Source organism: Streptomyces sp. NBC_01451 (genome assembly GCF_036227485.1).
Classification (GTDB): domain Bacteria; phylum Actinomycetota; class Actinomycetes; order Streptomycetales; family Streptomycetaceae; genus Streptomyces.
Genome location: NZ_CP109479.1, coordinates 10,147,463 through 10,167,948 on the forward strand (window position 1 = coordinate 10,147,463; position 20,486 = coordinate 10,167,948).

A 20,486-nucleotide genomic window follows, 5' to 3' on the forward strand; every position below is an offset into this window, starting at 1 on the left:
TTGCTCCCTGCGGCTGCCCGTTCATCTCCACCCCTGTCTGCCGTCGATGCCCTGCCGATTCCCGGACGGGGATCCTCCTCGGTGACCTTCTGTGAAGCCGATCGTTCAGGTGGGTGTGGTACGTCGCGGGCCGGGGGTGCGGACGTGGGGGAGGTCGTTGCGGCCGGCGTCGTCGGCCAGAGCGTCCTCGGGCAGGCCCCGGTAGCGGTGCAGCAGGAGGGCCAGTTGCTCGGGCTGGGCTTCGGCAGTGGTCACCAGGGCGGCCAGCAACTCGGCGCGTGAGGTGCGTTCGCCGGCCGCCGTGGCGGCGCGGACCAGGATGTTCAGACGACGGTCGACGTCCTCGGGCCACTGCACCGAGGTCGTACGGCGCTGCTGCTGATGGTGCAGCAACTCCATGGCTCCCCCTCGGTGACAGCTGACCTATAACAAATATATATTGCGCACATGGTGACGTTGCTGCAAGACCGTCAGACGATCGATGGCCGGGACACGGTGCCGGAGATGCTGCGGGTGGCGGGGCGGGAACTGCGGCCGACGCCGGTGTTCGACACCTATTGGCGGTTCGCCGCCGCCCGGCAGGCGGTCTATGAGGCGCGCCTGGAGGGCCGGGCGCGGCCGTGGACCCACGATCCGATCCTGGCCGGGCACCGGTTCACCAACTGCTACCGGGCTGCCGACCGCGTCAGCCAGGTCCTGATCACGGACGTGATCTACCAGGGGTCGCAGGACTGGGAGGACGTGTTCTTCCGCACCCTGCTGTTCAAGGTCTTCAACAAGGAGTCCACCTGGCGGCTGCTCAACCGCGAACTGGGCGAGGTGCGCTGGGGCAGCTATGCCTTCGACGCGTACGACCGGGTGCTCTCAGCGGTCTTCGCGCGGGGGGAGCGGCTGTACTCGGCCGCCTACATCGTTCCGCCGCCGCAGCTGGGGGAGAGCCGCAAGCACCGCAATCATCTGCGGCTGCTGGAGAGGATGATGACGACCGGCGCCCCGGAGCGCGTTGCGGGGGCATCGACGATGCGGGAGGCCTACGAGGTACTGCTCGGCTACCCGGCACTCGGCCCGTTCCTCGCCTACCAGTTCACCATCGACCTCAACTACGCTCCGCAGCTGACGTTTTCGGAGATGGACTTCGTGGTTCCCGGGCCGGGAGCGCGTGACGGCATCCGTAAATGCTTCGGTCCGGCAGCCGATGGCATCGAGGCCGAGGTCATCCGCTACATGGCTGCTTCCCAGGACGAGCATTTCGCCCGTCTGGGGCTGTCCTTCACCGGGCTGGGGGGGCGGCCGCTGCAGCTGATCGACTGCCAGAACCTGTTCTGCGAGGTCGACAAGTACGCGCGTGTTGCCCACCCGGACATCGCCGGTATCAGCGGCCGCAGCCGTATCAAGCAGGTCTACCGCCAGGACGCTGCTCCGGTACGGGCCTGGTTCCCGCCCAAGTGGGGCCTGAACGCCTAGAGACGGGCGCTGCGGGCCGGTGCCGGGTGCCCGCTCAGGCACCCAGCCCGAACAGTGGTGTGGTCAAGGCATCCTGGAGTGCGCCGAGTTCTGATTTAGTGCAGTCCAGCCGGGCGCAGCCGGACATGACGCTCACCGTGCCGGGTGTGAGGTTGGCATGCCGGGCGACCCAGGCGCAGAGGTGGCCCAGGGCGAGGTAGTTTCCGTAGGCACGGTCGAACATGTAGTGGCTGCGGTAGTAGGCGGCCAGGTGCACGGTGTTGGTGGCGCTGTCGAGCTGGAAGGAACAGTGGCTCAGGCAGGGGAAATCCAGTGTCTGTGTGTCGAGCGAGGCCGCTCGGATCACGGCTTCGGACCCGGCGGCGCTCTGCGCCGGCTCGTCCTCCTCCCACTCGCTCGCGTCATCGTCTGCGACATGGGCGGTGCCGGCCTCGTAGACCGCGCTCCACTTCGCCGAGGTGCGCAGTTTGTCCAGGCGCCTGATGACCCGGGCGAGCTGGTCGACCGGCTGCGGCTTGTCGGGGGTGCCGGGATAGGAGACGAGCCGGCCGAAGTAGGTGCCGTGGACGTTGCGGTGGATTTCCTGCAGCCGCGGATACAGGGCCCGGTAGCGGGCGGTGAGCTCGTCGTGAGTGGTGCAGGTCGCGGCGAGTGCGGTGGGGAAGAGCGTGTTGACGACCGTGTCGATGGGATACAGGGGTTTGGTGGTGCGGGCGGCGCGCAGCCGGTCGAGTTCGGCCCGCAGATGGGGGTCCTCGTGCAGGGGGCGGGCGATCCGGACCATGGTGTGGAAGGCCTTGTTGCCCGGGATCTCCGACAGGCGGGTGCAGGCTTCCAGCCAGGCACGGGAGACGTCCGTGGCGTCGACGGTGATCGTGTGCATCGGCTCGCTCCTTTATCGGCAAAGAGGCGGCGTTCAGGACCAGAAGGCGTCGGAGCCCTCGCGGCCGGGCGTGCGCCGCAGTGTCACCCGGAACAGCTCACCGGCATGGGCCGTGGCGGTCACGACCGTGTCGCTCGTCATGTCCTCGCTCACCCATACGGCCCTGGGCTGCTGCGGGGCGGGGAACAGGTCCAGCAGGGGCATCTGGCTACCGGTGTCCGGCGGGGTGAGAGACAGCCCGGCGGGCAGGTGCTCGAAGGCTGCGGAGGAGATGTCCAGCAGCAGGCAGTCTCCAGCGGCCACATGCAGCAGGGCGTCGTGCGCGGCGGGCGCCAGGACGTGGACGTGCGCGCGCGGTCCGACCGGCAGCCCGCCGGTGAGGTCCGCCTTGAGGGCAGCGGGGGAGGGCTTGAGCCACACCGCCTCGGTAGGCCGGTCGATCATCTTCAGCCGCACCAGGTGGCGCACTGTGGTGGCATACGGCGCGCCTAGCCAGCGGGCCGTCCGATACGCGTCCAGCGGGGAGCCGGGGCGTGTGAGGCCGCAGCGGACCAGCGCGGCACGGGCGGCCGGGCGGGGCATCAGGAACCAGGAGGCGAAGGCCTCGGCTTCCTTCTCATGCTGCGGCCACCCCTCACCCCAGCGCCCCGATGACTGCTCCTCATGGTCGATGCTGCTGCCATGCCCCATCCGGTGGTGGCCCAGCTCGTGCGCGGCGGTGTGCCGCATGCTCACTTCTTCCAGGCCCGTGTTGAGCAGGCACGCCGGCCCGCCGGCGTACCGGTCTATGTACAGACCGAGCAGACCGCCCAGTCTGCGTCCCACCACCTCCACCCCGGCGCGGCCCAGCGCGCCGAAGACGTCGATGTATCCGTCGTTGCTCGTGCCCAGGGCCTCATGGGCCTGGGCGGCCGCGATCATCGCGGCGCCGTGCGCGTTGTTCCAGCTCACGCACCCCCCTCCCGGGCCCGGGGCGTCAGGCCCGGCTGGTCTTCCTCGGCCTGGCGCCGGGCCTGCAGGTACTGGACGAACTTCGCCACCTCGATGCGGTCGCCTTCGCTCAAGGGCTTCGCGGTGCGGGGAAGTCCGGCCAGCGCGTGTTCTCCGGCGTCGGCCGACTCCTCCTCGTCCAGGAAGTAGGAGGCCGGCAGCCGGTAGAGACGGGCGAGTTTCTGCAGCTCCATCACCTCCACCTTGCGCAGTCCGCGCTCGATGTCACTGACGGCCGAGCGCACGATGCCGGTGCGCTCGGCGACCTGCTGCTGCGACAGCCCGAGATACTCGCGCGTGCCTTTGAGTCGCTGGCCCAGACGAGCGCGCTGGCCGGCGTCATCGGCGGAGAAGGGGGCGTTGTCGTTCATGGCTGGTGCTCCTTGGCCTGCTGCATGGTGTCGTACACGGTCTCGGCGAACGCCCAGACCGAACGCAAAGAACGCCCGGCCTTGGCGTCGGCAGGTACACGAACACCGAAGTGCTCCTCGACGCGCGCCAGTATCTCCATGATCAGTACGGAGTCGATCGGCAAGTCCTGCCCCCGGGCCGCCAGTTCCTCGTACACCTCCTGGACCGGCCTGTCCTGGTACTCGGCAAGGAAATCGACCACGATGTCCACGATCTCCTGGACGCTCTGCGACGGCATGCTCTGGATTCCCCCCTTTCACTCAACTCCCGGACAGGCAGCCCGACGTGACCTACTGTAGAGCGATGTCGGGAAATCCGACAGACTTGTTGGAAGATCCTTCATGGGAGTGCGTGTGCATCTCGCCCGCTATCAGCAAGCAGCCCTCAAAACCCTGCAACCCCCCACCGACGGCACCGACCCCGTCCTGATACCCCTGCTCGGCCTCGTCGGCGAAACAGGCTCAGTGATCACCGCCTACAAAAAACGCCTGCGCGACGGAGCCGACGCAGGACCCTCAAAACAGCAACTACGCGAGGAACTCGGCGACGTCCTCTGGTACACAGCCACCCTCGCCCACCTGCTCGGCCTCGACCTCGAGGACATCGCCGCCGCAAGCCTGGAGAAAACCAAAGACCGCTGGCGCACCACCCCAAACGACCAACGCCCCCACTTCGACGCCGACTACCCCGCCCACGAACAGCTGCCCCGGCGCACCACCGTCACCTTCACCCCCACTCCCCAGCCCGACGGTCGCACCGTCATCACCCTCGCCCGCGAAGACGGAACCCCCGCCGGCGATCCACTGACCAGCGCCAGCCACATTGAGGACGACTACCGCTTCCATGACGCCTTCCACCTCGCCCACGCAGCCGTCCTGGGCTGGTCACCCGTCAGCCGCTTCCTGCTCGACCGCAAGCGCCGCAGCCGCCCCGGCATCGACGAAGCCGAAGACGGCGGCCGCGCCATCGCCATCGAAGAAGGCATCAGCGCCTTGGTTTTCTCCTACGCCAGCCGCCACCACTACTTCGAAAACCTCCGCCACGTCGACCACGAACTACTGATCACCATCGACCACATGACTGCCCACCTCGAAGTCAGTGTCCTGCGCGCCGCCGACTGGGAAAAAGCCATCATGACCGGCTACGCAGCCTGGCGGCAGCTGCGCAAACACGGCGGCGGCCACCTCGAACTCGACCTCGACGCACAGGCCCTGACGTTTACCGAACCCTGAGCGGCTCACGTAATGCCCAGTCGCCTGCCTCCTCGCGGCGGTGGAGGAACGCCGCCGGCCATCGCTTCGAAGAGACCCCACCGGCCTCCGGGTAGCAAGCCGGCAGCCCCCACGGGGCCGGGGAGCGTTTCCAGACTGAACCCATCGTCACCCAATTCGCGGACAGACCCCCACGTGCGCGGGGAAGGCGACGGTGACGTCGAACGCGGTGGGCTGGATCGGGTGGGCCCAGTTCACCGAAAGACCCCCACGCGTGTGGGGAAGGCAGGGTGAAGAGCTCCGTACGGGCCTCGGTCGCGGAGAGACCTCCACGTGTGTGGGGCCTTGGATTCACCAGGACCATATCCATCAGCCAGACCGACCCCCACGCGTGTGGGGAAGGCTCAGTGAGCTGGCCTGTGCGCAGAGCGCGGTAGGACAGACCCCCACGCGTGTGGGGAAGGCCTCGCCATGGTCGGCGTGTGCGCGTTCGTGCCGGACGGACCCCCACGCGTGTGGGGAAGACGAGAGTGCGTCGTCGTCCAGGTCGACGACCTCGGACGGACCCCCACGTATGTGGGGAAGATTCCGCCCTCTGGGCGGTCCGTACGGGAGGAGAAGCCTGCCGCCACTGCAAAGACTCTCACCACCGAAGGCTGACCCCCACGCATGTGGGGAGCCAAGGTGGGCTGGACCGGGTGTGCGCAATTCACCGACGAACCCCCACGTACGTGGGGAAGACGGCAACTACTTCCTCGGCAGCCGCGAGGAGCTGGGCAGACCCCCACCCGCATGGGGAGGACATGCTGGCATCGCGCATCTTCATCTGGCAGAAGGACTGACCCCCACGTGTGTGGGGAAGACGGTAGTGGCGAATGCGCGGTGGCTGGCCGGGACTTACCCCCACGTGAGGTGGGGCCATCGTTGGCGTGCCGTCACCGACCGCGGTATCCGCGAAACACCCCCACATCTATGGGGAGGGAGCTACCGGGTACTGCCCGATGAACGCCGCGTGCGGAAGACCCCCACATCTTTGGGGAGGGTGCCGTCGAACTGTACCGGCGCACCGGCGGCTACGACGGACCCCCACGCATGTGGGGAAGGCTTCCTCCAACCTAGAGAAAAACCGGAAGACATGGACAGACCCCCACGGATATGGGGAAATGTGCTTCAGTACGGTCCTGCTGCACCAGGGAACGACTGACTCTCATGTCCGCGGGGAGGAATGCCCTTGGGCGGTCAAGTGCGCCCAGCCCCGGAACGGCAGACCCCCACATGCGTGGGGAGCGCAGGAAGCCGGTGGAGCGGCCCTGTTGGGTGAAGGACGGACCCCCATGTGTATGGGGGTGTGTCGAGCGTACCTTCGGCACTATCAACTCCCTGGACCCCCACCGCACGTGGGGAATGCATCCAGTCTTGGCGGTAGAGCTTCCGGTTGTAGGGCAAACCCCCACGCAGGTGGGGAGGATTCTGCCAGTGCGGCAAGGTCGACCGATACCTCGGACAGACCCCCACGCGTGCGGGGAGGACCCTTGCTGGCCTGCTGGTTCTCTGACCCGAGGGGCAGTTTTTATTCACTTTACCGGGTCCGGTGTGGTGGTCGTGCCGGGATGCGGCTTCCACGGCGGCACCGAACTGCCGGGCTGGCAGTTGAGCACGGCCCACGCGGAATGGGGGAGACCATTTTCAACTGTCCCCACTTCACAAGACGCTGCGGTACCGGGCCGGTTGGGCAATATGGCGAGCTTGTGGCGTCCGGCCGGGCCGGGATATCTGCCGGTGTGTTCCGCAGTCGTCCGTGGTATCTGTCCGACGGACGGTGGGCCCATGGGCGTACGCCTTCCTACGCGGGAGAGCAGCACCGCCTCCCGCTTTGGCAGTTCCGGGAGGCGGCCTGCGGAAATTGGTGATCGGATGCGGCAGGATGGTGTCAACACCCCTTTACGGTGGGGTAGTTGGGTGTGGGGAGTGGTTGTGGGAGTCCGGGAGGATGCCCGGTTCGACGGGATCGACTTGACGCCGTGGGGGAAGTTCGACCGGGGGGTTCTGGCGGTGTATCCGCTGCTGTTCCATCTGCTGGATGTGGCGGCGGTCGCCGGTGAGGTGTGGGACCGGTTCCTGACGCGTGGTCAGCGGCGGCTGATCGCCGACGGGCTGAGCGTGACGGTGGCGGAGGCCCGGTGCCTGGTGATGTTTTTCGCCGGTTTGCATGATCTGGGAAAGTTGACATCTTTCCAGGAGCGGGAGGCGCATCCCTGGGCACGAGTGAGTGAGGTGCTGCGGGCGGACACTCAAGGCTGGCGGAGCATGCCGCACGAGCGGGCCTCCATGCACAGTGTGCTGCAGCTGCTGGCGGAGGCCGGCTACGAGGCGGACACATCGGACAGTGCGGGGGTGCTGGTGACGCAGATGCTGGGCGGGCACCACGGCCGGTTCCTGCAGCTCGACATTGACGGTGCGGCCAGAGCGTCCCGGGTCAACCTCGTTCTGGGAGGCCCCGCGTGGCAGGATCTGCGCCGCCGCTACTTCGCCCTGGTGCGTCATCTGACCGGCGCCACCATGGTGCCCTCGCGGGTGTCGGTGCCGGCCGCGGTACTGATCACCGGGGTCGGAGTGATCGCGGACCGGCTGGCCAGCCAGCGCCACTACTGGCTGCTGAAGGCGCAAGCACCCGCCTTCAGCGCCGGCGAGCACTACGCGCAGGCCGTCAAGGACGCCCCGGCCCTGCTCGACGGGTCCGGTCTGGCCCGCGTCACACTCCCTCCGGCGCCCTTCGCCCAGGCCCACCGCGGTCTGACCGCGCCGAACGACCTGCAGGCCTCCCTGATCAGGCAGCTCACCAAGGTGGTGGGGGAGAAGGGGCCGGGCATCGTGGTGGTCACCGATGCCACCGGCGGCGGGAAGACCGTGACCGGCCTGGAAGCCGCACGCATCTTCAACGCCGACGGCGCCACCGCCGGCATCGTGTGGCTGCTGCCCACCACCGCCACCGCGGACGCCTCCTACGAGATCCTTGAGCGGTACGTGGCCGCGCACCGCCCCGAGCGGGCTCCGGTCTCCCTGGTGTACAGCCACAGCTGGAACAACTCCGCCTACTCCGACCGCCAGATCGCCGCTGACGAGGCCTCCACCACCGACGAATTCTGGCCCGAGGAGCCCGACGGCCGGGGAGGCCCGGACGGGGCACAGCGCCCTGAGGAGCGGGTGACCGTACCGGACGGCTGGCTGCGGGGCTGGGACCGGGCACTGCTGGCGCAGTTCACCGTCGCCACCCACGACCAGGCCCTCATGGCGGCGCTCCCGGTCCGTTTCAGCGCGCTGCGCATGCTGGCCCTGTCCGGGCGGACCGTCATCGTCGACGAGGCCCACGCCCTGACCCCGTTCATGCAGCAGCTACTGGGGCGGCTGCTGCACTGGCTGGGCGCACTGGGCTGCCCAGTCGTCCTGCTCTCCGCCACGATGCCGGCCCGCGTCAGCACCGACCTGGTGCGCAGCTACCTCGCCGGCGCAGGCCACCGGCCCAGCAGCACCGCCGGTCTGGACTGCGCACCCGCCTACCCGGGCTGGCTGTTCGCCGCGGCCGCCGACGCCTCCCTGACCCGTATGGACCCGCACGCGGGCGAGGCCCACGCCCAACGGCACCGCCGGACCGCTTCCCTGCGCCTGTACCCGGTGCGCCATTCGTCGTACACCGACCCCGACGACGCCCCGGCGCGGGAGAGCCGGCTGGAGCGCATCAGCGCCGAGATCGCCCCCGTTGTCCAGGGCGGGGGATGCGCGGCGGTGGCGTGCGCGACCATGGCCGACGCCCAGGCCGCCTACCAGCACCTCCACGACACCCTGCCCTGGCCCGGCGGGCCGGAGGGCCAACTGCTGCTGTTGCACGCACGCCTGCCCGGCCATCAGCGCGAGGCCCTCACCCGCCTGATCCGCGACCGGCTCGGCTCCGCCGGCGAGCGCCCCGCCCGCCTGGTCATCGTCACCACCAGCCTCCTCGACATGAGTCTCGACATCGACGTCGACGTCCTTGTCAGTGACCTCGCCTCCCTCGAGAAGCTGCTGCAACGCCTGGGCCGGCTGTGGCGGTTCGAGAACTTGTGGGGGGCGGGCGCGGACCGCAGGCCCGCCTGGCTGCGCCGGCAAGGGGTGCCTCGCCTCAGCATCCTGCAGCCCACCGACCACCGGGGCCGCACCCTGATCCCGGCCGCCTGGCGCACCCTGGAACCGGCCCTCTTCACGCACGCCGCTGCAGGCCGCCTCTCCGGCCTGCCTCAGCGCACCCTCACTCTCACGCTGCCCGACGACGTCCAGCACCTGGTCGAAACCGTTCACGCCGGCGCCGCCGAACTCGCCCGCACCAGCCCCGACCTCACACAGCATCACACCGCCTACCAGAGCAGGCGCCGCGGCGAGGAACACCTCAGCGCCCTCCACCTCGTCCCCACCTGGCGGGACACGCTCTCGCTCGCCGACCTGCACCGCCAACGCCTGCATGCCCGCGAGGCCGCCACCCGGCTGGGCGCCATGCCGCGGCGCCTCCTGCCCCTCTACCGCACCCCCGAAGGCCGCCTCGCCCTCGATCCGGCCGGCACCCGGTTGCTGTCCCTGGACCGCGAGCCCACCACCGCGATGATCCGCACCATTCTTCAGCACACCCTGCCTGTCCCCGCCGCCTGGGTCGCCGAGCGCCGCCGCGAACACCACGCCCCCGCCCTGTGGAAGAAGCACGCCCTGCTCGCCGACCTCGTCCTGCTGCCGCACGACGCCACGGACCCCGGCGCGGGCGTGCGCTTCGGCCGCAACACCCTGCGCCTCGACCCCGTGCTGGGACTGGTGGCCGAGCACGGCGAATGACCCCCAGCCCTTTACCGCGACATCGGCGGACCATTTACTGGCCGGTGCACGACAAATCCTGCCGCCATCGAAAGCAGTCGATTCGGAAAGCCGAAAAAAGAGTAACTGGCCGGTAATTGAATAAGGGTCAGAGTGGTTCGAGGAGATCCGCTTCTGTGACTACTATGAGAAACACGAAGACGGACATACGTTCGACCGCTTCTTCGTGACCCCCTCCTGTGCTTCTGCGACGTTGAGCACTGCACCCCCTGGTGCCCGGCGCGAAGCAACTCCGACCCTGTGGGCATGGCTTGACCTGGCCGCATGCCTCCTGAGCCGGGCTCGTAACTTTTGCCTGCCGCTGCCCCGGCACAGCGCCGCGTCCTGGCGTGCCGTCAGCAGGAGGCCCGCTCACGCTCCTTCCCTCTTTCTCTTCCCCTTTCCTCCCTGTCTGGCATTTGGAGCTTCCCTATGCCCGAACCTCTCTACGCAACCGACAAAGAACCCTGCATTCCGGTCCTCTTCCTCGACGGGCACCAGGAATTCCTTGGCTGGCGCGACGTACTGCTGCGCGCCCACGAGATCGAGGACCTGGCCCTTCCCCTGCCACCGGCGGCGTCCGCCGTGCTGCGCGTCCTCATCGCCATCACCGCCCGGGTCACCGGGCTGGACGATCCGGAGATGGGCGCGGGGGAGTGGGCGGCCCGCCGCCGCAGGCTGCTGAAGGAACCCGACGGCTTCGACGCCGACACGGTCCACCGCTATTTCGCCGCCTACGTCTGGGATCTGTTCGACCCCGTGCGCCCCTTCCTGCAGGACCCGCGGCTGGCCGTCCAATGCAAGAAGCGCGCCGGGGTCAACAAACTGGTCTTCGGCCGCCCGGAGGGCAACAACCTGGCCTGGCTGAGTCCGCACGCCGACACCGACCCCCAGCCGGTGCCCAGCGAGCAGGCCCTGTGGCACATGCTCATCCACCACTACTACGGCGCCGTCGGCCAGTGCTCCGTCCGCACCGTCGACGGCCAGGACCAAGGCAGTGCCAAAGCCGGGCCGCTGCGCACCACGCTCTCCTTCCACCCTTTGGGCCGCACCCTGTACGAAACCCTCCTCGCCGGCCTGCCCAAACCGGACGAGGACTGGCCCGGCGCCCAGGACCACTGCCCGTGGGAAGAGCCCGACCTGCCCGACCCGCTGGCTGCACCCCCGCCGGTGACCTGGCCCGGACGGCTGCTGACCGGCCGCTCCCGCCACGCCATCCTCCTCATCCCCTCCGCGGACGGCCGACAGGTCACCGACGCCTACCTGACCTGGGCCACCCAGACCAAACTCCTCGCCACCGACCCCTTCCTCGTCCATCACGACAACCCGGGTCAACCTGTCACCCGGCGGCACCAGCCCCGCAGCGCGGACGCCGACCGGGCCCTGTGGCGCGACCTGGACGCCCTACTGCTCGCCGGCGACGAAGACTCAGCCGTCCAGCGCCCCGAAGCCTTCACCACCCTCAACGACCTTCCGGCCGATCTGCGCGCCCAACTCCGCGTCCGCGTACACGGCTTCGACCAGGACGGCTGGACCACCAATCGCACCTGGTACACGGCCCTGACCCCGCCGATCTGGCCCTGGATGCAGGAGCACGATGCCGCCGCGGCCGAGCGGGTCGCCGAATGCCGCAAGGAAGCCGAGGCCATCGGCGTCCTGCTGGACAAGGTCTCCAGAGACGCCTGGCGGACCGTCACCACACCCCCCGGGGCGTCCCCCCGCGGCTCCCGTCCGCCCAAGAGGCTTCCCCCCTGGACGAAGCGGGTCCGTGCCGCGTACTGGCCACGCGCCGAGACCGTCTTCTGGAACCTTATTGAGACCCCGGAACGCGATGCGCGGGCGGCGTTCGCCGCCGAAGCCGCCGCCGCCCTGCGGGAAGCCGCCCGCCCCGCGATCTCCCAGCACTTCCGCGCCGCACCAGCCATCGCCACAGCAGTGGCCACACTGCGCCGCCGGCCAGCCGCCGCCCGGCGCCGCGCCACCTGACACCTTCCGCCAGGCCGCCGCCCGCCGCGCCCTGCCCCCTGATGCCGGAGACCCCGTTGCCGCCCACCCTCACCACCGCGCAACGCCGCGAGCACTACGACGACTTCGTCGCCGCGGTCCTCGACCTGTGCGCCACCAACAGCATCCGCTCCGACCTCGCCTCCGGACGAGGACGCCCCCTGGAGGAATGCGGGGCACGCATGCAGCAGTACCTCGTGGCCCGCGTCTCCCGCTACGGAGCCCGCCGCGCCCACTACACCGTCGCCAGCCTGATCGCCATGCAGCGCCACCTGGTCCACGAAGACGGCCTCTACACCCCGGAGTTCGCCGTCCCCGCCCCCGACGACAGCACGACCGAGGCCGCTCGCCTGCCGGCTGCGGAAAGCGACAGTCCGCTGGACGAACCAGCCCACACACCTGTCCCGGGCAGCAGCCCTGCAGGCGGCCCGGTGGCAGGGGAGAGGACAGCGGTGCGGCACTGGCGGGCCCGCCCGGATCTCGGCTCCAGCCTCGCCATCGCCGTGGCCCGGCACGGCTTCAAACAACACCGCATGGACGACCAGGTCAAGATCCTCACCAGACTGTCCTCCCCGCTGCTGCACCCCCTGCTGTGGAGACTCACCTCCCGCCTGGCCAACCGCGACGCAGCCCGCCTCGACTTCGCCGTCCTGCTGGAAGACCTCGCCCGGTGGGACTACGACCAGCTGCACATCGCCGACCGCTGGCGCGAGTCCTACTTCCAAACCCTTGACCGTCTCGTGTCCCAGGAGGACTGACATGGCCGCCTACGCGCCCGCCCGCTACATCGACCTGCACGCCCTGCAACCCGTGCCCGCCTCCCTCCTCAACCGTGGGGAGGACAACGAACCCAAGACCCTGGTGTTCGGCGGCGCGATGCGCGCCATGGTCTCCTCCCAGTCCTGGAAGCGAGCCATCCGCCTCCCGATGGAGGCGGAACTCGACGAACACGCCGCCCGCACCCGCAACCTGCCCCTGCGCGTGGCCGACGCACTGCGCGAGGCCGGCTGGCCCCAGGACCTGGCCGCCTTCGCCGGAGCCCAGATCGTCCGCTCGGCCACCAAAGAAGGCCTCAAGACCGAAGAACAACAGGGCGGCATCACCTCGGCCCTCCTCTACCTGCCGCGCGATGTCCGCTCCGACATGGTGCAGCTGTGCCACGAGCACCGCCCGCAGCTGGAAGAGACCCTCGCACAACAACAGGCCGCTGCCGCCGCCGCAGCAGCCGCTCCCAAGCCCAACGGCAGACGCAAGGCCAAGGACAGCGCAGTGCCCGCCGTCCTGCCCACCCGCACGGTCGCCGCACTGATCCGGCGGCGCACCGCCACCATCAACCTGTTCGGCCGCATGCTCGCCGAACTCCCCGACGCCCACGTCGACGGCGCCGTACAGATGGCCCACGCCTTCACAGTGCACCAAAGCGACCCGCAGCCCGACTACTTCACCGCCGTCGAGGACTGGTCCGCCCCCGGTGAAGCGGGCAGCGCACACCTGCAGACCAGCTTCTTCACCACCGGCATCCTCTACCGCTACGCCACCGTCAACCTCACCGAACTCATCCGCAACCTGGGCGGCGACCACGACCAGGCGCTGCGGCTGCTGGCCCTGTTCACCGAGATGTTCATCGAGAGCATTCCCCAGGCGAAAAAAACGTCCACCGCCCCCCACACCCTGCCGCACCTGGTCCACTACGCCGTCCGTGAGCGCCGCCCGGTCTCCTACGCCGCCGCCTTCGAACAGCCCGTCAAACCAGCCCCCGGCGGCGGCTACACCCTCCCCGCCGTCCAGGCACTGTCCACCCACGCCGACGCCCTGGGCCGACTACTGGGCAGCCGGCGCCGCATCGCCCACGGCTACGCCACTTACCAGAACACCCCGGTCGACCACCTCGGCACCCCCCACGCCTCCTTCGAGGAACTCACCGACGCGCTGACCGAGGCCGCCGCCCAGCCCGCCGCCTCCCTGGCCGTCGCGTGAACGGCATCCTGCTGCGCCTGGCCGCTCCGCTGATGTCGTTCGGGGAACACGCAGCCTTCCGCTACCGCGACACAGTCGGTTTCCCCACCCGTTCCGCGCTCATCGGCATGTTCGCCGCCGCCGATGGACGCTCCCGAGAAGAAGCCCTCGCCCCCGATCCGGGCACCGGCGCCATTCCGTACACCGACCTGGTCTTCACCGTCCGCATCGACCGGCCCGGCCACCGGCACACCGACTACCACACCGCCGGCGGCGGCCGCCCCCACAAAGAAGGCCTGCACACCAGCAGTGGAGAGCACCGCGCCCAGAAGGCATCCACCTTCATCAGCCATCGCGTCTACCTGGCCGACGCCGTCTTCACCGTCGCCGTCCGCGGCCCCGACCGGCTCCTGGAAGAGATCACCGAACGGCTCGAACAGCCTGCCTTCGCCCTCTACCTGGGCCGCCGCGCCTGCATCCTCGACGAGCCCCTCCTCCTGCGCACACCGCACCCTGATCCCGTAGCAGAACTCCTGCACCGGGTGCCGCTCAGCCTCGCAGCCGGCCCCCCGCCCCGGCAGGACACCGTGCCGGTCGACTTCGTGTGGGAGGCGCCGCCCGCCCACGTGCCCGCCGCCGACGTCCACCGGGAACTCGCCGATGTCCCAGTCGATTTCACCCCCACCCGGCGCTTCCACCACACCCGCCGCGTATGGCGCACCACCGAACAGCTCCCCGCCACCCTGGCCGCTTCCCATCCCCCGATCGAAGCACTGACCGCCTACATCCAGCAGGACACCCCATGACCCCGCCCCTGGCGACCACACCCGCCACCGTGACGCTGACCCGCATCCGTCTCAACCGCAACAGCCGCGACGTACGCCGCGACCTGGCCCGCTCCACCAGCCTCCACAAGACCGTCATGCTGCTGGCCCCCGAAGGCCTGGGCGACAGCCCCCGCCACAAGGCCGGACTCCTCTTCCGTCTGGAACAGGCCACCCACCACACCCCGCCCACTCTGCTCATCCAGTCCCAGCTGTCGCCCGACTTCAGCCGCCTGCCCCACGCCTACGGCACCACCGAAACCCGCGACCTCACCCCCATGTTCCAAGCCCTGGCCACCGGCACAAGCGTGCGCTACCGCATCACCGCCAACGCCAGCACCCGCCACAAAGTCCTCGACGGCGACCCCTTCTTCGACACCCGACCCCGCCACAAGGACATCCCCCTGTACGGCGACGACGCCCTCGCCTGGTGGCAGCGCAAAGCCGCTCACGCAGGCCTGGCCCCGACCAGCACCGACCTCACCCCCGTCGGCGCCTTCCGCAGCCCCTCCACGAAAAAACAGACCAGCGACAGTGCCCCGCACGTCTTCCGTCACGTCCTGACCCGCTTCGACGGCGTCGCCACCATCACCGACCCCAGCCAGTTGTGCCACGCCCTGCTCGCCGGCATCGGCCGCGGCAAACCGTACGGCGCCGGACTGCTCAGCCTCGCCCCCGCCTGACCCACCAGCCCCCGACGTCCGCCGCCCTCAAGGAAACCCCCGTGCCCGCCACACCATCACCCGATGGCCCCTACGACACCACCACCCTGCGCGCCGCCGCCGTACGCCGCCTGCTGCGCCTGCGCGTCGCCGACCGCCTGACCCACCACGACGTGCGTACCGTCGCCGCCGCCTTCACCGTCCACTGGCGCACCGTGCGTCGCTGGATCGACAACGCCGACTCCCACCACGGCACCTACACCCCCCAAGGCCGCCCCCACTTCGCCCTCACCCCGGCCATGCACGAAGCCCTGGTCCAATGGCACGGCAACGTGGCGAGCGCCTACCTCGCACTCGTCGCTCACGGTCACCTCGGCACCCCGCCCCGGGCCTCCCAGGCCACCTTCTACCGCGCCGTCAACCGCGAACTCAGCGCCGGGCAACGCGCCGCCCTCAAGAACGGCGAAGCAGCACGCCGCCGACACGACGTCCACGCCCTGCGCCCGCGCGGCAACCGCAACGACGTCTGGGAGACCGACCACGTCGAAGCCAGTGTCTTCGTCAACGTCGACGGACGCCGAACCAAACCCTGGATCACCTGGTTCATCGACCACGCCACCGCCGTCATCTGCGGCGTGGCCATCACCCCCCACCAGCCCAGCCAGGACGCCATCCTGGCCGCCGCCCGCGACGCCATCCTCCACACCGATCACCACCGGCCCTTCGGCGGCATCCCCCGCAAACTGAGAGTCGACCGCGGCCGTGACTTCCTGGGCAAATGCGTAACCGAGGCCTTCCAGAAGTTCGGCACCGAAATAATCGTCCTGCCGCCCTACAGCCCCCACCTCAAAGGCACCGTCGAAGCCGTCAACGGCGCCGCCAAGCACATGCTGTTCAAGGGCCTGCCCGGCTACGCACACACCCCCCGAAGCCGCCGCGACCGCCGCGGCCACCCCCTGTGGGCCCTGGACGAACTCCTCGACTACGAAACCTTCATCACCATCGTCCTGAACTGGGTGGACTGGTGGAACAACGACCACACCATCGCCCGCCTCCACCGGCGCACCCCCGCCCAGGCCTGGCACGCCGACCTGACCCCCATCGACACCCTCGACCCCGAAGACCTGCACACCTACACCCTCAAAGACGGCGGCCCACCCCGGAAGATCACCAGCAAAGGCGTCCGCTGGAACAGCGCCTACTACGTCGGCGACTGGATGCACGGCCACGGCAGCGCAGGCGAGATGGTCCGCCTGCGCCACGAACCACACCACTACCACCGCATCGAGCTCTACGACGCCGACACCCTCACCTACCGCGGCGCCGCCTTCCGCAGCGACGAGATGAGCCCCCGACAATCCCGCGCCCTGCGCAACGCCCGCCGCCGCGAAGCCGACCGCTACGCCGCCAAAGCCCGCCGGGCCCGCAAGAACGCCAAACCCCGCTACGCCGCCACCAGTGTCGCCGCCACGCCCGAGCCCCTCAACCGGCTCACCGCCAGCCAAGCAACCGCCCAGCTACGCCAGCTACAGACACCAGAAGCAGACCTCCACGCCGAGTCCCGACCCGACCTCCTCAACCGGCCCAAGCCCGACTCCACCCGCTGGACCAAGCCCCTGCCCGCCCCCGAGCCCCAGGACGCTCCATGACCACCACGCCCGACAGCCAGCCGACCACCGGCTCCGGCTACCACTACATGGGCCTGCCCGGCGCCCGCGCCATGCTGACCAACGCCAGCGCAGAGACCTACGCCAACCTCGTCACCACCCTCAACGCCGACGCCGGCAAGGGCGCCATCATGTGCGTCCACGGCGGCGTCGGCCTGGGCAAGACCTTCGCCGTCAACAGCCACCTCGACGACCTCGCCCCCCACACCACGCTGCGCATCAAAGTCGGCTCCGCCAAAATCCAGGCCCTGCGCGCCGCCCTGTACAAAAAGCTCGGCCTGCCCGGCGAAGCCCCCCTCAACAGCACCCGCTGCGAAGCCATCCTCAAGGAAACCCTGTCCGAGACCCCCCGCGTCCTGGTCGTCGACGAAGCCCAGTGGCTCGACACCCGGGCCTTCGAATTCATCCGCGAGCTCTGGGACGACGAGGACACCCGCCTCGCCGTCGTCCTGGTCGGAGCCGAAACCTGCTACCAGAAGATCAAGAACCGTCCGGCGCTGGACTCCCGCATCCTCATCTGGCAACGCTACAAGCCCCTCACACCCACCGAAGTCCTCACCGTCATCCCCGAGTACCACCCGCTGTGGGCGGACGTACCCGCAGACGAACTGCTCTGGATCGACGACGTGGCCTGCCACGGCAACTTCCGCCAGTGGGCCAAAATCAGCTACCTGCTCTGGGACGAATACGGCAGCACCCACGCGAAGGGGCCCGGTTCCGCAGATCCGCCGCACCCGCCCACTCCACACGGCACGGCCACACCCCTTCCTCCCTACAGCCGGGACTTCGTGCGGGCCATCCTCAGCCGCCTCGACCCCACCCAACGCCATACCGACTGAAGCCGCGCCCGCATCCTTGAAGACCCAACGAGCCGCTCGTTTGCCACCGGTATGCAGCAGTCCCGGACGGCATTGAAGGCCCGCAGTGTGCGCTCCAAGGGATGGAGGACGCCCGCGCATGGTCGCAGCCGTGTGGCCGGGGGTGATCCGCAGGCGAGCCGCCGGTTAGGGTGACGGGGGCGTGCGCTTTGGGTTGGTGTGCGTGAAGTGGCCGTAGTTTTGAGGGGGGTTGACGGGGGATGGGCTACGTCCTGCCTGGCTGGATGGACGAGATCCTGGACTTCATCGGGATCAACGGGCCTCGGCTGGACGGGGGAGACCAGCCGGGGCCGTGGCGTGGCGTGCGGAGGGCGGTCGCCTCTCGGCGGGGTGCTCCATGGGGCTTCAGCCGGATGATCGTCCCCATGGGCTAGGGGTGAGGCCCGGGGACACTGTCCCCTCCGCAGCCACATGTAGATGAACGGTCAACTGCCCCGTCTTGTTCCGCTGTTGGCGCTTCTGCCGGTGTGAACCACGGCACCCTGCTTGGCGTCTCGGAGTCGCCGTGGCGCATCATCGAAGACACCATCATGTCAGCGTCGGATGCGTCACCCGTCACATGCGGCAACCGGAAATCTGGCGGAACCCGGCCCGGGTCACCGCCGGGGTCGTCGGTGGGCCTCTTTCTCCCAGGCGTCGTACGCCTTCTCCAGGACGGCCGCGGCCCGGTCGGAGGCCGAACGCAGGTTCGCATCCGCGTCGGCGATCATCCGACCGTTCTCCTCGGCGACTTTGGCTCGCCGAGTCTCGACCTGCCGCATCTCGTCGTCGATCCCGGCAACGCGGGACCGCAGCTCCTCGCGGAACACCTCGTCCCGCTCCTGCTGGTCACGGACCTTGACGACGAAGGCATGGAGAGCAGCCTCCCAGTGCTTCTCATTCGGATAGAGCCACTCCCGCACGGGGTTCCTGTCCCGGGGCAGGGTCACACGGAGAACAAGGTGGTGGGAGAGCGAGTCGATCTCGACGCGCAGGCCGTACAGTGCCAGCGGTTCGCCGTCCTCTTCCCGAACCTCCCCCTCCTCCGACGTCACCGTCTTCCAGGGCAGCAGGGCGTGCTGGTGCAACTGGAGCCGCTCCAGGTGTTGTTCGGACCTCTCAAGGGGTGCACCCACCGGGTCGCCGCACTCCCCGGCCTGCTTCAGCCGGGCCTCCCGTTCAGTGCTCAGGTTCTGGAAGCGCTCGTCCCACGGGCGCAGGCCGTTGTCGGCGTCCGCCTTGGCCTTCTCGACCTGAGCCCGCGCTTCTTCCGTGATCTGCGCGCTCTTCCGGCGCCCCTCACGCAGCTCGTCCCAGGCAGTGCGCAGACGCTGCCGGGTCTCGCGCCCTTCCGCGCCCCGGGCAGCTCGCAGCACGTCCCAGGAACAGGGAAACCGCCCGGCCCACCACCACACCAGCGCGAGCAGCACCACCGCCGAGCTCAGCAGAAAGAACGCCACGCTCCACCCTCCCCCTCCGACTGCTCCGGCCACAGTGCCGGGAACCGCCGGAGCCGTCCATAGGGCCTCAGCGCTCCAGGGCCACCCGGCCGCCGATCTCCACCCATCCCCCCCGGCTGCGGAGCCGTGAGGATCTGGGAGCCGGAGCCCTGGACAAGGTTCAGGGCACGTCCCAGTGCGGCGGTGAGCTGGAGGGCCGCGGCACCGGTGGCCTCGTCCTTCTAGGCCCAGGCGTAGATCCACTCTCCCTGGGCCTGGACGGCAAGATCGTCGACCTCGGCGACGGTGCCTTCTGGTGGAACGTCCGTGATGCCGCCCACTCGGCCCGCGCCTCGATCCAGCTGAACTCCCCGTCGGGCCGGGTCCCGACGACCCCGGCGGGCGTGACGAGCTCGGGCGCGTCGAGCAACCAGGCGGCCCCGACATACGGGTGCTGGGTGCTGGGTGCTGGTCGCGGCGTCCTGCGGCATGGCTTCCTCCGTGGCCGTACTCGTTTTCACACCCTCGGGTCTCGTTGCCATTGCCGCCCTGGGGCTGTACGGGTTCTTCGAGTCACCGGTCGCGCCGCTCGGCTACTCGGCGGCGGGCAGACTACTCCCCGGCCGTTCGGGATTCGCGCTCGCCTGGGTGGGAGCGGTCAGTTTCGTGGCGTACTCCCTCGGTCCGTTGTCGATGGGTTTGCTGGTAGCCCGCACATCCCTTTCGTTCTCCTTCGCCCTGGTGGGATGTGCGGCCCTGGGCCTTTTCACGGTCGGGCTCTCACGACGAAACGGCCTCTCAGTTTGTCCTACCTTGCCCCCCGCGGGAGCGCGGTCCTGGCCCTTCGCGAGGAGGGCGCATGCCTGATCTCGTCTCGTCTGCTGCGCGCCGTTCCACGGCTGCCAGCGCCCGGTCGCCGGCACAGCAAGCCGCTGCGCACCCCGCCGCCACCAGCGCCGAACACCAGACCGTGCCTACTGGCGAGGAATCGCTGACGCGCTCCCGCCGTCGCACGCGCCGCCCTGCTGGGACGCGTCGTCAGTGGTGAGCACATCAGCGACGTCTGGGCCCTGCAAATCTCCGTCCACCGGGCCGCAGTTACGCCACGTACGCCCCGGTCTGGGGCTGCGCCCCGGACCTGGCCCTGAGCGCAGGCCGCGATCGTCAGAGGCGGGGGCCTTCTTCGCGATGCGGCATTCGGGTAAGTGGCAGCGGCCATGCCGGTAGGCCACGTGAAGCGGAACAG

The 20,486-nt window shown here is 69.3% G+C and carries 16 protein-coding genes and 1 pseudogene; 10 read left to right on the forward strand and 7 right to left on the reverse strand.

The features are described 5' to 3' along the window. Positions 1-105 precede the first annotated feature (105 nt). Positions 106-399 (reverse strand): hypothetical protein, encoded by a 294-nt coding sequence (locus OG595_RS44740; protein ID WP_329266666.1) that lies wholly within the window; start codon positions 397-399, stop codon positions 106-108. 48 nt (positions 400-447) lie between these two features. Here OG595_RS44740 and OG595_RS44745 point away from each other — a divergent pair, with 48 nt between their 5' ends. Then, positions 448-1,464, forward strand: a complete 1,017-nt coding sequence (locus OG595_RS44745) for a nucleotide kinase domain-containing protein (protein ID WP_329266664.1) — start codon at positions 448-450, stop codon at positions 1,462-1,464. A 34-nt stretch (positions 1,465-1,498) separates the two neighbouring features. Here the strand turns inward: OG595_RS44745 and OG595_RS44750 are convergent, their stop codons facing one another. From OG595_RS44750 to OG595_RS44765, 4 genes are read right to left on the reverse strand one after another with little or no spacing between them, the layout of a single operon-like run. Beyond that, a complete protein-coding gene (locus OG595_RS44750) occupies positions 1,499-2,347 on the reverse strand; it encodes a hypothetical protein (RefSeq protein ID WP_329266662.1) in 849 nt (282 codons plus the stop codon). 33 nt (positions 2,348-2,380) lie between these two features. Continuing rightward, on the reverse strand, positions 2,381-3,298 hold the full coding sequence (locus OG595_RS44755; RefSeq protein WP_329266660.1) for an ImmA/IrrE family metallo-endopeptidase: 918 nt from the start codon (positions 3,296-3,298) through the stop codon (positions 2,381-2,383). After that, positions 3,295-3,708, reverse strand: a complete 414-nt coding sequence (locus OG595_RS44760; RefSeq protein WP_329266659.1) for a helix-turn-helix domain-containing protein — start codon at positions 3,706-3,708, stop codon at positions 3,295-3,297. The genes OG595_RS44755 and OG595_RS44760 overlap by 4 nt, the downstream gene beginning before the upstream one ends. Beyond that, entirely contained in the window at positions 3,705-3,986 is a 282-nt protein-coding gene (locus OG595_RS44765; RefSeq protein ID WP_329266657.1) for an acyl carrier protein, read from the reverse strand. The genes OG595_RS44760 and OG595_RS44765 overlap by 4 nt, the downstream gene beginning before the upstream one ends. A 115-nt stretch (positions 3,987-4,101) precedes the next feature. On the opposite strand from OG595_RS44765, the gene OG595_RS44770 reads away from it, so the two are divergent. From OG595_RS44770 to OG595_RS44810, 9 genes are all read left to right on the forward strand, one after another. Continuing rightward, a complete protein-coding gene (locus OG595_RS44770; RefSeq protein WP_329266656.1) occupies positions 4,102-4,980 on the forward strand; it encodes a nucleoside triphosphate pyrophosphohydrolase family protein in 879 nt (292 codons plus the stop codon). 1,953 nt (positions 4,981-6,933) lie between these two features. Beyond that, positions 6,934-9,813: a CRISPR-associated helicase Cas3' gene (gene cas3 / locus OG595_RS44775; RefSeq protein WP_329266655.1), complete on the forward strand. Its 2,880-nt coding sequence runs from the start codon at positions 6,934-6,936 to the stop codon at positions 9,811-9,813. 450 nt (positions 9,814-10,263) lie between these two features. Further along, positions 10,264-11,817: a type I-E CRISPR-associated protein Cse1/CasA gene (casA, locus tag OG595_RS44780; protein ID WP_329266653.1), complete on the forward strand. Its 1,554-nt coding sequence runs from the start codon at positions 10,264-10,266 to the stop codon at positions 11,815-11,817. Positions 11,818-11,858: 41 nt separating this feature from the next. Next, the gene (locus tag OG595_RS44785; RefSeq protein ID WP_329266651.1) at positions 11,859-12,593 is read left to right on the forward strand and encodes a CRISPR-associated protein Cse2; all 735 of its coding nucleotides are present in this window, start codon (positions 11,859-11,861) and stop codon (positions 12,591-12,593) included. A gap of 1 nt (position 12,594) precedes the next feature. Continuing rightward, positions 12,595-13,812 carry a type I-E CRISPR-associated protein Cas7/Cse4/CasC gene (gene cas7e, locus OG595_RS44790; protein WP_329266650.1) on the forward strand — a complete coding sequence of 406 codons (1,218 nt, stop codon included), beginning with the start codon at positions 12,595-12,597 and terminating at the stop codon, positions 13,810-13,812. Then, the gene (cas5e, locus tag OG595_RS44795) at positions 13,809-14,597 is read left to right on the forward strand and encodes a type I-E CRISPR-associated protein Cas5/CasD (protein ID WP_329266648.1); all 789 of its coding nucleotides are present in this window, start codon (positions 13,809-13,811) and stop codon (positions 14,595-14,597) included. Before cas7e ends, cas5e begins: the two co-directional genes overlap by 4 nt. After that, positions 14,594-15,298 (forward strand): type I-E CRISPR-associated protein Cas6/Cse3/CasE, encoded by a 705-nt coding sequence (gene cas6e / locus OG595_RS44800; RefSeq protein ID WP_329266647.1) that lies wholly within the window; start codon positions 14,594-14,596, stop codon positions 15,296-15,298. Before cas5e ends, cas6e begins: the two co-directional genes overlap by 4 nt. A gap of 41 nt (positions 15,299-15,339) precedes the next feature. After that, on the forward strand, positions 15,340-16,926 hold the full coding sequence (locus OG595_RS44805; protein WP_329282530.1) for a Mu transposase C-terminal domain-containing protein: 1,587 nt from the start codon (positions 15,340-15,342) through the stop codon (positions 16,924-16,926). After that, a complete protein-coding gene (locus OG595_RS44810; RefSeq protein ID WP_329266643.1) occupies positions 16,923-17,783 on the forward strand; it encodes an ATP-binding protein in 861 nt (286 codons plus the stop codon). Before OG595_RS44805 ends, OG595_RS44810 begins: the two co-directional genes overlap by 4 nt. Positions 17,784-18,418: 635 nt before the next feature. Here the strand turns inward: OG595_RS44810 and OG595_RS44815 are convergent. Both OG595_RS44815 and OG595_RS44820 read right to left on the reverse strand, forming a co-directional pair. Continuing rightward, entirely contained in the window at positions 18,419-19,261 is an 843-nt protein-coding gene (locus OG595_RS44815) for a hypothetical protein (protein ID WP_329266642.1), read from the reverse strand. Positions 19,262-19,328: 67 nt separating this feature from the next. After that, positions 19,329-19,706: pseudogene (locus OG595_RS44820) on the reverse strand (PhzF family phenazine biosynthesis protein); the annotation flags it as partial. Positions 19,707-20,486 lie beyond the last annotated feature (780 nt).

Coding starts and splice junctions, on each gene's coding strand:
- OG595_RS44785 (WP_329266651.1), top strand. CDS start 11,859: ATGCCGGAGACCCCGTTGCCGCCCACCCTCACCACCGCGCAACGCCGC.
- cas6e (WP_329266647.1), top strand. CDS start 14,594: ATGACCCCGCCCCTGGCGACCACACCCGCCACCGTGACGCTGACCCGC.
- OG595_RS44740 (WP_329266666.1), bottom strand. CDS start 399: ATGGAGTTGCTGCACCATCAGCAGCAGCGCCGTACGACCTCGGTGCAG.
- cas7e (WP_329266650.1), top strand. CDS start 12,595: ATGGCCGCCTACGCGCCCGCCCGCTACATCGACCTGCACGCCCTGCAA.
- OG595_RS44750 (WP_329266662.1), bottom strand. CDS start 2,347: ATGCACACGATCACCGTCGACGCCACGGACGTCTCCCGTGCCTGGCTG.
- OG595_RS44765 (WP_329266657.1), bottom strand. CDS start 3,986: ATGCCGTCGCAGAGCGTCCAGGAGATCGTGGACATCGTGGTCGATTTC.
- casA (WP_329266653.1), top strand. CDS start 10,264: ATGCCCGAACCTCTCTACGCAACCGACAAAGAACCCTGCATTCCGGTC.
- OG595_RS44810 (WP_329266643.1), top strand. CDS start 16,923: ATGACCACCACGCCCGACAGCCAGCCGACCACCGGCTCCGGCTACCAC.
- OG595_RS44745 (WP_329266664.1), top strand. CDS start 448: ATGGTGACGTTGCTGCAAGACCGTCAGACGATCGATGGCCGGGACACG.
- OG595_RS44760 (WP_329266659.1), bottom strand. CDS start 3,708: ATGAACGACAACGCCCCCTTCTCCGCCGATGACGCCGGCCAGCGCGCT.